This is a genomic window from Bacteroidales bacterium (assembly GCA_013141385.1).
Lineage (GTDB): Bacteria > Bacteroidota > Bacteroidia > Bacteroidales > Tenuifilaceae > UBA8529.
On sequence record JABFRB010000005.1, the window covers coordinates 1 to 12,242 of the forward strand.

Genomic DNA, 12,242 nt, shown 5'->3' on the forward strand with positions numbered 1-12,242 from the left:
ATTAAAAATCTAATTATAAACAGGGAACATTATTCCCATTAAAACAAATACTTTATGAAGTTACCGTCAGAAAGTTCTTCGAGTGAGGTATTGGTTAACTACTCTGTTTACACATCGGTACGGGTGGATGTTAAACATGAAACCAATCAATTATCCGCTCCAATAGTTGATGCTTACGAAGCATTAGAAACAAAAATTACAGAACGAAAAAAGAAGACAAAGGAAAGTGCTGCAAAGCTGGCAATGCGCGACGAAAAAAACGATTGTTGCGATAGTGCAGTTGTAAATTTATCGTTAGAGCTCCTAAGTGCCACTGGAAACAACAGGGAGGATATTCGCTATAAGAGTTTATTTACTAAAACTCCAAGTAGAATAACAGTACAACCAATTAAAGATAAATCGAGCGATGTAAAAGTATTAATACAAAAACTTAGTACCAATAGTGGGGATGCTATATATGCAAAGCATTTATCATTAATACAAGCGGCAGTAGCTGAGCTTGATGAAGCAGAAGCAAGCTACCAAACAGCATTGGTAAATGAGCAAAGCAGCTACGATTTCGAAAGAGCATCCCAAGCAGCATTACGCAGTACCTTAGTAAGAACCTACGGAAAGCTTATTGATATAGCAGGGAAAAAGAATGCAGATAATTATTTTAAGAAATCAGCAGATAAAAAGAAGAAAGAAAAAAAACAGGGAGAAAAACCCATTGAGCCTTGAGTAAATAGAATGATATAAAAGTAAAACCCTTTACGGAAATCTAATCTCACAGGATAACATTTCCTCCCTCGAAAGTGTCTGCACATTTTGATTTTTGCTCAAAGCTCCCCAGCAAAGCAAAAAACACAAAAGGAGCAGACACTTTTGTTTTATCTATCTCCAATTTGATATAATAGAATATGGCTGTTAGTAAAACCCAAAAAAAGATAAAATTGCCTTTTGATAATTTATAATAAATTGCTAAGTTTGGAGAAAAGTTAAACAAAAGGTGTATAAATAAACCTTTGGTTGGATGTAAATGAGTTGGCGGTAAGCATGAAGAATATTAGCGAGTGAAAATCACAATAATATAATGATTAAATTAGTCTAATTATTAAACTCTTAATTAAAACCAAAATGAAGTTAGTTGAAAAGATTAATGCAAATGCGCTGAATTTTCAAATTCAAGATTTAAAATCAATTGAGACAAATAAAGCATTGGAATTATTATTTTACTCAATTAGGATGGCTATTTCAAATGATACCTTTGAAACAGACGAGGAGATAGATGATATTTTAAAGTTTCAATTTTACTTGTCAATAATTTACAAAAACCATATTGGAAAGGTAATGATAAAGGGAATTTAAACTACGATGATTATTTTCAATCTAAAATGGATATTAAATTTGCAAATGATAGAAATGGCGCTATAAATCAATTGTTCAAATTGTGGCTAGATAAAAAGACAATTACTATAGAATATAATCTCCGGGGGTTAGAGTTTTTAACGAGTGAATCATTTTATGAATTTGATAAATCTGTAATAAAGATGATAATTAACATCCTCAAACCATTTATAGATAAAGCAGAACAAGTAATAAATAATGAAACTGCTATTTGCTAAATAATGTAAAATACTACATATATCCAATTCTTTATAAAGAAATTATTAATCTTATTATTATGCCAATAAATTTAAATTACGACGACCCTATTACAATTAAGCGTATACTTGGAATTATTCAGATTAAATATCCGTCACTTGGTATTGGTGATTATGTTTCACAAGCAGATAAACAAGCAGATGGTGTTCCTGTCTTTTTAACTAATGGTAGAATTGTAATTGATTTTTCTACAATTAATGATGTTGGTTCAGCTAATTCATTACCTGATTATGGGGCTAGATCAGTTTCGACATTTATTTCTAATAATCCTATGACAAATCAACCAACTATAGTTCAATCAAAAGTTCCTAGATTATCACTTTGGCAAAAATTGTTTGTTCTTTTGGGATTTAAAAATAATGACAGCCGCTAACAAATGCTAAAGTTAATGTAGGTTTCAGAGGTTTTGCAAGTGCAGTTCCTGCAGACAAGGGTTGTCTCAATTTATAAGGACGTAGCCACGCAATCCAGCACTGCGCATAGCTGCGATCGTTAGAATCAAGTCAAAATAAATATGATTAGAGAAATAAATAATCTTTCAATTTGTATTTTCAATTATCTTGGGAAGGTATTTGCACATAAATCTAGAATGTCCGAAACAGGAATCACAGATTTTTTGTTCAATCATATAATTCTATCTTCTGTTTTTACTGGAAACATAAGATTATTAAAACTAAAATCGAATATTGAATCTGTCTTTGGAAACGATTTAGACTTATTTGTCAAAGTTGGCACTAACCAATATAAATGGTTTGTATTCCAAGCTAAAGTCGCCGAATATACAGGGGCTTTTAATGACTTAAAAAAGAGAAATAAATTAAGTTTTCCACAATGGTATAAATTGAAAATCCACCAACTGCTTTTTGATAGTCAACCATATTATTTATTCTATTATGGACAATCGAGCATAAAATCAAGAAAGATAAAAGGCAATATTGGCTTTACAGATTGTATGGGAAATGCAAATTATCGTGAATTAGGATTATCAGCAGTAGAATTGGACGAAGTTATAAAAAACCGAAAAGGAAAAGGAATTTCACAGCTAACATACTTTAAAGATTTTTTTCCTAATAACGTAAGAGCATTTAGATATTTTTTCTGTCAAAACGGAATTGATAAAACTGCAAGTCGTTACTATTCTCTTGAAGAAATTATTGAAACTCGTTATTATAACGAAATTAATTTAGAATCCTTAAAAGAGTCAATGAATGAATCCGACGAAGAAGACTTGGAGGAAATTATTATAGAAAGTGGACAAGGAAATACGAGAATAGTTTTGGACTTACAATCGGATTAAGGCTCCCGCTCAACGAAGTTTAGCGAAGCATAACTTCGTCGTAATTAACCGAACGAATCCCGAAGGGATCAACGAAGTCAACTGAGCTCATCGAAAATAAATAGAGGTCTTAAACCGCACCAATACCAAATTAAAATTCCCCGGCAAAGCAAAAACACAAAAAGAGCAGACACTTTTGTTTTTCCCATCTCCAATTTGATGTAATATAGAATATGGCTATTTATAAAAGACCAAAAAAGATATCAATAATGCTGGTTAAAATTTATTTATGAACTGTCAGGACATAAAAGAAGTAAAGCCACTGAGATTTATATAGATGTAACAGAAAAGAGTAGCAGAAAAATTCGATCTCCCCGCTCGGCGAAGTTTAGCGGAGCGTAACTTCGTCGTTTTTAAATAGCGGTCTCTGACCGCACAAATACCAAATTAAAACCATTGACTTATTAGAAACCCACTACTTTGCTACTAGAATGTCCACAGGTTATAAAATAGAAGATCAAGCAGCATTATACTACCTAACACTTCAAGTTGTGGATTGGATAGATATTTTTACAAGGCAGATTTACCGTGATATTGTAATCGACAGTATCAAATACTGTAAGCAGAACAAAGGACTGCAAGTATTTGGTTACGTAATAATGTCAAACCATTTACATCTAATAGCCAATAGCCCAAACGGTCATTTAAGCGAAACGCTAAGGGATTTCAAAAAATTTACTGCACGAACAATTATTAGCACCATAGCTAATGGCAATGAAAGTCGTAGGGATTGGATGCTGAATAGATTTGAATTTAATGCAAAGCAACATAGCCGAAATGAGAAGTATCAGTTCTGGACACACGAGAATCATGCTGTTATTCTGTACTCTAATGATTTTATTCAAGAAAAGCTGGAATACTTACATAACAATCCAGTACGAGCAGGAATAGTAGAAAAACCAGAAGAATACTTATACTCAAGCGCACGCAATTACGCTGATTTGGATGGACTACTCGAAGTTTCTTTTATTGATTTGAAGTGGAAAACGTATTAGTAGGAATTTAATGCGGTCAGAGACCGCTATTTAAAAACGACGAAGTTACGGCTATCGCCTAAACTTCGCCGAGCTGAGGGGGGGGGGATAAAACCCTATTAAGTTAGCGGTAATTATATGGCTAAAAACTGAGTTCTTGTTAAAACGATTACGAATGAAATAAATAATATAATGAAACAAATATTATTCTGCACAATTTGGATTTTTATTGTATTTTCTTCATGCAATAATTACATAAATAATAATACATCTACTTCTGGAATTGAGATATCAGAACTTATTAAACAAGCGAATGATTTTTACCAGAAAAGTAATTATGAAAAAGCAGTAATGCTTTATGATAGAATAATAGCGATAGATACAACTATAGGAGAAGTCTATTACAATAGAGGATATTGTAATTCACAAATTGATGAATACAAAAAATCAGTTGACGATTACTTAATGGCAATAAAACATGGATATAAGACAAAAGATGCCATATTTAATTTAGGTTTTGCATATAGTTTATTAGAAAACGACACATTAGCACTTAAATATTTCTTAAAAACACTAGAATTGGAGCCTAAACAACCTGATGCAACTTTAAGAGTAATTGAAATAAAATTAAAATTTGCAATGATTGAGTTATATATGAAAATGGGTTATAGTCATGAAGAGGCATGTAGAAAAGTAAAATCTGACGGCCATTGACATATATGAATTGACAATTGATTGAAAAATTGAGAAAATAACTACCTCGCTCGGCGAAGTTTAGCGAAGCGTAACTTCATCATTTTTATATAGCGGTCTTAGACCGCACCCCGCTAGCGCGGATTTGCAACCGACCAAAGGGAGTTCAGCAAAGCTAATCCGTGCTAGAATTAAAAGTAATACATATAGTAATTGGCAATAAAATTTAAACGAATAGGAATATTCCCGCTTTGCAAATCTTTTCATCAATATCGCACTTTGCGATATATTATATAAAATCCCAGAAACTCAACGAAGTTGCGGCTATCGCCTAAACTTCGTCAAACTTCCGTGATTTTAAATGGTTGCGTTGGTTTAGTTATCGGTTGTTGATTGTCTGTTAGATTTTGAAATTTGTCCTAAACTGTCTTATAAATCATTTGATAATCTCACCAAATCTTTTAATTCTTTATTACTAAGTTCACCAAGCCATTTCTCGCCAGAACTAACGGTTAAATTGGCAAGGTCTTTTTTATCTCTTATCATTTCGTCAATACGTTCTTCCAATGTACCCTTATTAATGAGGCGGTGAACAATTACTTTGTTTTTCTGTCCAATTCTATATGCCCTATCCGTTGCCTGTGTTTCAACTGCGGGATTCCACCACAAGTCATAGTGAATAACATTTTGTGCTTGAGTCAGATTTAGCCCAGTACCACCCGCTTTAAGCGATAAGATGAAAATCTTCCGATGTGCTTTGGTTTGAAAATCCTCAACCAGCTTTTCTCTTTGTTGGCGTGTAAGCGATCCATGCAGGAATAGCGGTTCTGTTTTAAGTTCATCTCGGATAAGTATCTGAAGCAGATCGCCCATTTCCTTGTACTGGGTGAATATTAACGTTTTTTCATTATTATCGATAATAGCGTGAAGTAATTCAAATAAAACGGATAGCTTACCCGAAAGTTCGGGTGAATTCGATCCTGTTTTTAGGTACTGATAGGGATGATTTCCAATTTGTTTTAAAGCAATCATCATTTTCAGAACCATCCCTTTCCTCTCAATACCCTCACTGCTTTCGATTATTTTCATTGCACTTTTAACGGTACTCTCGTAAAGGGCTGCTTGCTGTTTTGTAAGTATGCTATACTGGTTATTTTCAATTTTATCTGGAAGATCACTAATAATGCTTTTATCGCTTTTCATACGACGCATAATAAACGGAGAAGTAATTTTTTTAAACACATCTAATTGTTTATGACTTCTCTCAATGGTGATAGGTTTGGTAAATTCATCATTAAAATTCTTAATGGAACCTAAATATCCCTTGTTTGTGAAATCAAAAATACTCCAATACTCGCTAAGCCTATTTTCAACAGGTGTTCCGCTCAATGCAATTTTAACATTTGAATGAATTGATTTTATTGCTTTGGTTTGATCGGTATTATGATTCTTAATGTTTTGCGCCTCGTCGATAATAAGTATCTGCCATTTATGTTTATTTAACACCTCAGCATCCGAACGTGCAGTTCCATAAGATGTTAATAGGATATCTTTATCAATAAATTCATTGATATTACGTTTATTCCCGTGATAAATTAAATAGGTTAAGCCAGGGGCGAATTTCTGCATTTCCTTACCCCAATTGGTAAGTAAGGTTGTTGGAACTATAACAAGTGCCTTCTGGGTTTTAAGAATCTGCTCCTCTTTTAACTTTAATAGTATTGCAATAGTTTGTAACGTTTTCCCAAGACCCATATCATCGGCAAGAATGCTACCAAAACCAATTTTACTATTCTTATACATCCATTCAAATCCTCGCAGTTGATAAGGGCGTAATTGTCCTTGTAAACCTATCGGCAAAGGGATGGGGTTACTATTATTAAATTGCCGTAATATTTTTTGGATTTCTTCCGATATCTCAATCTTTTCTCCCTGATATTCATTCGCAAACAAAACTTGCAGCATTTGATGTTTGCTCAGCTTATTATCGGATTGTAAATGCTTTAATAGCTTATCTAATTCCTCTTTACTAACATGGATAAAATGGTCTTTAATTTTAACAATACCATCCATACCCTTCACCAGTTTAATAAACTCTTTCTCGCTCAATAGCTCATCACCCACAGCAACCTGCCATTCAAAGTTGAGTAGTGAACTTAAATCCATATACGTTTTAACACCAGCTATTGGCCCATTGCTTTTAACCTTAAGCGATGCTGCCGGCTTAATTATGCTTTTCAGCGATTTAGGAATAAGGATTTCTACCCCCAATAAGTTTAATACAGGAATTATTTGCAGTAAAAAATTGGCAAACTTATCGGATTTATAGCTGATAATCTGCTTGTCATCATTATTTAAAATGGTGTTAAATTCTGGAAAATGTTCCTGCAGTTGCACTAAATCTTTAGTAACGGAAAGAAGTTGGCTTTTATGCTTCTTCTTAAACTGATGAAAAGGAATAGGGGCTTCAATTTTATCTTTCGAATTTGTTCGAATTTGTAAACCAACGCTAAATTCGGGATAGTTTTCGGCTACCTCCAATACAGGAATATACAAACGTTTATGGCTATGAATCTTATTTAACCATAGCTGAATGGCATTAAATATCTCTTTATTGATTTGCTTAAGCGTATACGATACCCCAAAAAATAAGCTTAAAACAGGATCGTATCTAGGAATTTTGCTGCTTTGGCTTATAATGTCATCAACTATTTTAGTAGTAAAAATTGAAGATAACATAACTGAAAATTGCTCCTGATTGGAATAGTAAGTTAACTTCTTTCCATTTTCTTGTATAATGTTGATATAAGAAAAGTACCTGTTAAGAATTTCAACTTGTAATTTCACTGAAGCATCCTGTAATAATGGAAGCCAATGTATTTGGTAAGTATCATTAAAAACGATTAGCTGCGGTATAACTGCACCTTGTTCAACAATCTTTTTTGCAAAAAGAAAATAATAATAAAGCACCTTAATGGAATCGGAAACTTGCGATAATTTAAAATTCTCAGTATCGTTGAAGATTTGGAATAGAGCAATAAGTGAAATCCGAATTACTTGATACTCAAAAACAAGTTCTACCAAAAATTCCTCCCCTATTTTATTGGATACAATTGTTGCTTTTATGCAATTTTGTATGTCGATTGTGGTTTTTTTTCCATGTAAATTAAAGCTGTGCTTGCTTACGTTCTTTGATACATACTTGAAATGTGTAAGCAGTTCGGATTTAAAATTTTTTTCGTAGAATGGAGGGTTTGGTGAGAGCAGATTTAAAAACTTATCGTCGTACTTTGGAATTACCGTAAAGTCTAATTCATCTAAACCTCCAATTGATATACTTTCTAATAGTTCCGAAGGTTTTTTTGTAAAAAACTCATCCCACGATTCAATTTTTTCGCTTGCGCTATTCTCAATTTCTACACCTTGCTTTGTAAGCTCTTTAATTACATCTAAGCCATGCAATTCGAGTACTTTAAAAGGGTTTAAATCTATTTCATTAGCAATCAGATAAATTACTGCCGCTAAATGTTTGCATGGTACAGCCCAATCGGGGCAGCTGCAATTCATACTAAAGTCCTTCCATTCCCTTGGGAATATTTGGACTCCTTTATTTAAGGCAATTTGAAGTAAATCCTCTGGAAGCTGGCGGTTGAGTAAAGTTGCTAATATGGTAGGGTTACTCTGTATGGCATCTAGTAGCTGTAATTTCTGGTTTTCGGTAAACTCAGGAACAATAATATCAATATCATAAGGATTTGGACGACTTCCTATAACTTTTGCTTCAATTTTGTTTTTATCAATAGTAATACTTCTTACCGAACCATTCGATGCATAACTTCTACCACGAGGTAAACGGTTGCTAAAATCAATGTTTTCGAGAGCATTTAAAAACTGCGCTCCCCAGTATGTTTTACCATATTTTGCCATATTAAATTCTGTTTATTTTTTATGGTATTCTTGTATCTTGTTTGGTTAAATGGACATTCATTATTTTATCAAATCATGTCAAACCTACAAATACTTTCTGTTTTGATGTAAAATGATTTTAAATAATTATCAACATTATTGGCAAATAATACCGATTTGCTTCCGAATTCTTAATATTAATATGTTTGTGTATGACTTTGTTTAATTGGCTCGTTGGTAAGGTTGGATTCAGGTTTGACATACACGACAACAAATTCGATTTGAAAGTCAAATCGCATTTTTGTTTGCAAATGTGTGTTTCAACAATTAGTTACGCAACCAAAAACGCTTTCGTTACATCTTTGTTTAAACAAATAGTAAAACTCACTATATGAAGACAAAACTATTACCCTTGATTATTTCATCACTTATTGCATTTACAGCATGTGAGAAAGAATCTATTAAACCCACCCACAATCCTAAAACGTTTAATCTACCAGTAGAAGCTAATGAGATAATTTCTAAGAGCAATAATTTTGGAATTGATCTTTTTAAAAAGACCGCAAGCATTGAAGAAGGGAATATAATGCTTTCACCGTTGAGCGCAAGTGCTGCTCTTACCATGCTACTGAATGGGTGTAGCAATGATACATACAATCAAATTCAACAGATGCTTGGGTTTGAAGGGATGAGTACCATAGATATAAACGAAACCTATAAAAGTCTTGTTGATCAACTTTTAAATGCCGATCCCGAAGTTAAACTGGCAATAGCAAATGCTATATGGTACAGACAGGGGTTTGATGTAAAGCCTCCATTCCTGAATACAATGCAAAATGATTTCTCGGCACATATTGAAGGTCTTGATTTTAGTCAGCAATCGGCTTTAACCACCATGAATAAATGGGCAAGCGATAATACTTATGGTAAGATTCCCAAAGTGTTGAATGAAATCTCGCCAGATGCTGTAATGTTCTTAATGAATGCACTTTACTTTAAAGGTACATGGACTTATCAATTCGATAAATCAAAAACAAATACTGAAAATTTTTATAAGGAGGATGGCTCTGCTGCTAGTGTTAGTATGATGCATATTAACTTAAATACAAATGTTTATAGCAATACCAGCTATAGGGCAATTGAATTGAACTACGGCCGAACAAACTTTTCGATGATAGTTATAGTTCCAACAAATTCAATAAATGATTTATACAACAACTTTAGCAATGATGATTGGAATAGCCTAACTAGCTCTTTTAACACAACTCAATCAAAACCTGAATGGGCGGTTTCCCTTCCTAAATTTACGTTCTCGTACGAAAAAGTGCTAAATGATCAGCTCCAGAGTATGGGTATGATTGATGCCTTCGACCCAATGGCTGCTAACCTTACTGGAATATCTGATGCTGATATATTCGTAAGTTTTGTGAAACAAAACACCTTTGTTGATGTAAACGAGGAGGGAACCGAAGCAGCAGCTGTAACAACAATTGGCATTGAATTAACTAGTATTGGCGACTCCCATGTGTTTATTGTCAACAAACCATTTGTGTTTGCAATTCGCGAAAGAACCACAAATACAATTCTTTTTATGGGAAAGGTAGCCGATCCATCCCTTTAGGCTCCAGTTCACATCAGTCAAAACCCGGTGAAAATAGAACAACATGAATAGCCGGGTTTCTTTTTGGATTTATTAAACACTACACACCAAAATAATTTCTACTCCTTGATAAGGGTCTGTTTAACATATCAAACTGGAAAATAACAATACCCTGCTTAGCTGTGTCTTGTCTATTGGAGTATTGTATTGGGAGACTACTTGTAGTAAAAATAGCAGCCTTAAAATCATATAAGAACCTGCAGATTTAAATGAACTAAACCACAGAATATCTTATCAATACACATCAACATGAAACTGCTATTCACGCTATTAAAGTTATGGAGTATAGGAAACTAATCCATATCCCCAATACTCCATAACTTAAATACGATACTTAAACAAACGATACTACTAAATATTTACAAAATCATATCCGAAAATGGTTCCAAATGACTCTGGCGATATAGTTCGTCAATCGCCACTTTATGTTCATCTAGCAATGATTTTTCCTTAAGTAATTCCTGCTCTGCCTTATCCATAACCCCCTCGTAAGTAATTAAACTAACCTTAGAATCGAAACGAAATTTTTTAGAGGGGGTTGAGAAAGTTGCAGGCCAACCATGTATTGGCACCATGTTAAAAGCATAAGATTCTGGATCATTTATAATTAACTTAAGTCTCTCTTTATTGATGAAATAAATTGCAATAGCGGCTTCGAAACAATTTATAATAAGAAAGCGGTTATTTGGTGATTTACTAAACTCAAAAGCCTTTAAAATATAGTTTATTTTATCACTCTCATTATTAACAATCGCCGGAATAATATTCTCGTAAAAGAACTTTACATATAATTTTGCTCTAAACCAGTTTTCTATACTATTAGTATTCCCTGTTGTATGGTAAATACGTTCGGCCTTGCAGGCTATAAGATCATGTGTGCTTTGTTTCGTTTCATCAATTTTACCATCCTTTCCAAGATATCGATCATTAAGGTAATTCTTGATTTTATCGAAATCATGTAAAGAGTAATCGGAGGGGATAAATAGTAATTTCCGGATTTCTTGGCTTGCCTTAAAATAGTTAGAATCAGCATCGCCTGTTTTATTATTAAACCAAACAAAATATGCTTTAAGTAATTTAATATCTTTCTCCCATACACTCTCTAATATCGGATAGGATTCTGGTTGTACCTGATTAAATGGTATTTTACCACTTAAAATTTCTAAAACCACAAATGAAGTGGCTCTATTCCAATCATCTAGCATTTCTCGTTCAGTACTAGAAATACTTTCGATAAGCCTATGTAAATGCTCTTGATCTGCAAAGACTTTCTCTACTTTTCGAAGTTTACTCAGCAAATAGGCATATGCTTTGACATAACTATTTAACATTTGTTTTGTTTCCATAATAATCCCTCCTAGTATTAGATTGATTGTTCATCATTTGGGTATATTTTTCCTTCTTCCTGAATATTTTCTTCAGTTTTCTTTATAGCCAATTCTATTTTCTCCTTTAAAATTCTGATAGCATCCCTAGTGTTGGCGTTTACCAGATCATCCAAATTTTTCAAAATATCATCTAAATCTTCACTCATTTCTTTTTCTTTTTATCGTTTTGTTCCTTTGCAAGTATTTGATTAATTAGAGAATGTAGTGAGTCCGTTTTTTCTTTTTGTAATTCAATGTTTTCTTTTTGAAGCATATTTGTAATAAAGGCGCTACCTCCAACCCCACTTAAGGTACAAATTGCTATCATCTTATATATTTCAAAATCCATTGCTCCTAGCCCCCAGATAATTATGCTAGCCCCAATGCCCATAGCTAAGTTACCTAAACAACCTGCTTTAATTGTTGTTATTTTATCATCTTTTATCTTAATTGGCAAGATAAAACCCTTTTCATAAAGTAAACAGTTTAGTATTCCTCCAATTATTCCAAAAATTATAGGTATATATATGGTTTCCATCAATTAAAGAGGGTTAAAGTGAATTTTGTAGCTTCTTCTTACTCTTTCGACTAATATTAAAAAAGGATTTAGAATCATGATTGTTTTTAATAGTAATTACTGTAAAACCTATATGACCATTGAA

Annotated in this window: 12 protein-coding genes; 8 read left to right on the plus strand and 4 right to left on the minus strand. The window is 33.1% G+C overall.

Features of this window, described 5'->3' with window-relative positions:
* Positions 1 to 54: 54 nt before the first annotated feature.
* From HOO91_03805 to HOO91_03835, 7 genes are all read left to right on the plus strand, one after another.
* On the plus strand, positions 55 to 720 hold the full coding sequence (locus HOO91_03805; GenBank protein NOU16663.1) for a hypothetical protein: 666 nt from the start codon (positions 55 to 57) through the stop codon (positions 718 to 720).
* A gap of 396 nt (positions 721 to 1,116) precedes the next feature.
* Complete coding sequence (locus HOO91_03810) at positions 1,117 to 1,347, plus strand: hypothetical protein (GenBank protein ID NOU16664.1); 231 nt, start codon at positions 1,117 to 1,119, stop codon at positions 1,345 to 1,347.
* Positions 1,348 to 1,373: 26 nt separating this feature from the next.
* Positions 1,374 to 1,604, plus strand: a complete 231-nt coding sequence (locus HOO91_03815; GenBank protein NOU16665.1) for a hypothetical protein — start codon at positions 1,374 to 1,376, stop codon at positions 1,602 to 1,604.
* Between the two features lie 59 nt (positions 1,605 to 1,663).
* On the plus strand, positions 1,664 to 2,017 hold the full coding sequence (locus HOO91_03820) for a hypothetical protein (GenBank protein NOU16666.1): 354 nt from the start codon (positions 1,664 to 1,666) through the stop codon (positions 2,015 to 2,017).
* 141 nt (positions 2,018 to 2,158) lie between these two features.
* Complete coding sequence (locus tag HOO91_03825) at positions 2,159 to 2,941, plus strand: hypothetical protein (protein NOU16667.1); 783 nt, start codon at positions 2,159 to 2,161, stop codon at positions 2,939 to 2,941.
* Between the two features lie 470 nt (positions 2,942 to 3,411).
* Positions 3,412 to 3,975: a transposase gene (locus HOO91_03830; protein NOU16668.1), complete on the plus strand. Its 564-nt coding sequence runs from the start codon at positions 3,412 to 3,414 to the stop codon at positions 3,973 to 3,975.
* 171 nt (positions 3,976 to 4,146) lie between these two features.
* A complete protein-coding gene (locus HOO91_03835; GenBank protein ID NOU16669.1) occupies positions 4,147 to 4,668 on the plus strand; it encodes a hypothetical protein in 522 nt (173 codons plus the stop codon).
* A 408-nt stretch (positions 4,669 to 5,076) separates the two neighbouring features.
* On the opposite strand, the gene HOO91_03840 is transcribed toward HOO91_03835, so the two are convergent.
* Entirely contained in the window at positions 5,077 to 8,574 is a 3,498-nt protein-coding gene (locus HOO91_03840; protein ID NOU16670.1) for a DEAD/DEAH box helicase, read from the minus strand.
* Positions 8,575 to 8,944: 370 nt separating this feature from the next.
* Between HOO91_03840 and HOO91_03845 the strand changes: the two genes are divergently transcribed.
* Complete coding sequence (locus HOO91_03845) at positions 8,945 to 10,174, plus strand: serpin family protein (GenBank protein ID NOU16671.1); 1,230 nt, start codon at positions 8,945 to 8,947, stop codon at positions 10,172 to 10,174.
* A 398-nt stretch (positions 10,175 to 10,572) separates the two neighbouring features.
* On the opposite strand, the gene HOO91_03850 is transcribed toward HOO91_03845, so the two are convergent.
* The 3 genes from HOO91_03850 to HOO91_03860 are packed head-to-tail and all read right to left on the minus strand — an operon-like array spanning position 10,573 to position 12,118.
* A complete protein-coding gene (locus tag HOO91_03850) occupies positions 10,573 to 11,559 on the minus strand; it encodes a hypothetical protein (protein NOU16672.1) in 987 nt (328 codons plus the stop codon).
* Positions 11,560 to 11,576: 17 nt separating this feature from the next.
* A complete protein-coding gene (locus tag HOO91_03855; GenBank protein NOU16673.1) occupies positions 11,577 to 11,747 on the minus strand; it encodes a hypothetical protein in 171 nt (56 codons plus the stop codon).
* Positions 11,744 to 12,118, minus strand: a complete 375-nt coding sequence (locus HOO91_03860) for a hypothetical protein (protein NOU16674.1) — start codon at positions 12,116 to 12,118, stop codon at positions 11,744 to 11,746. Before HOO91_03860 ends, HOO91_03855 begins: the two co-directional genes overlap by 4 nt.
* Positions 12,119 to 12,242 lie beyond the last annotated feature (124 nt).

Coding starts and splice junctions, on each gene's coding strand:
- HOO91_03805 (NOU16663.1), top strand. CDS start 55: ATGAAGTTACCGTCAGAAAGTTCTTCGAGTGAGGTATTGGTTAACTAC.
- HOO91_03810 (NOU16664.1), top strand. CDS start 1,117: ATGAAGTTAGTTGAAAAGATTAATGCAAATGCGCTGAATTTTCAAATT.
- HOO91_03815 (NOU16665.1), top strand. CDS start 1,374: ATGGATATTAAATTTGCAAATGATAGAAATGGCGCTATAAATCAATTG.
- HOO91_03820 (NOU16666.1), top strand. CDS start 1,664: ATGCCAATAAATTTAAATTACGACGACCCTATTACAATTAAGCGTATA.
- HOO91_03825 (NOU16667.1), top strand. CDS start 2,159: ATGATTAGAGAAATAAATAATCTTTCAATTTGTATTTTCAATTATCTT.
- HOO91_03830 (NOU16668.1), top strand. CDS start 3,412: ATGTCCACAGGTTATAAAATAGAAGATCAAGCAGCATTATACTACCTA.
- HOO91_03835 (NOU16669.1), top strand. CDS start 4,147: ATGAAACAAATATTATTCTGCACAATTTGGATTTTTATTGTATTTTCT.
- HOO91_03840 (NOU16670.1), bottom strand. CDS start 8,574: ATGGCAAAATATGGTAAAACATACTGGGGAGCGCAGTTTTTAAATGCT.
- HOO91_03845 (NOU16671.1), top strand. CDS start 8,945: ATGAAGACAAAACTATTACCCTTGATTATTTCATCACTTATTGCATTT.
- HOO91_03850 (NOU16672.1), bottom strand. CDS start 11,559: ATGGAAACAAAACAAATGTTAAATAGTTATGTCAAAGCATATGCCTAT.
- HOO91_03855 (NOU16673.1), bottom strand. CDS start 11,747: ATGAGTGAAGATTTAGATGATATTTTGAAAAATTTGGATGATCTGGTA.
- HOO91_03860 (NOU16674.1), bottom strand. CDS start 12,118: ATGGAAACCATATATATACCTATAATTTTTGGAATAATTGGAGGAATA.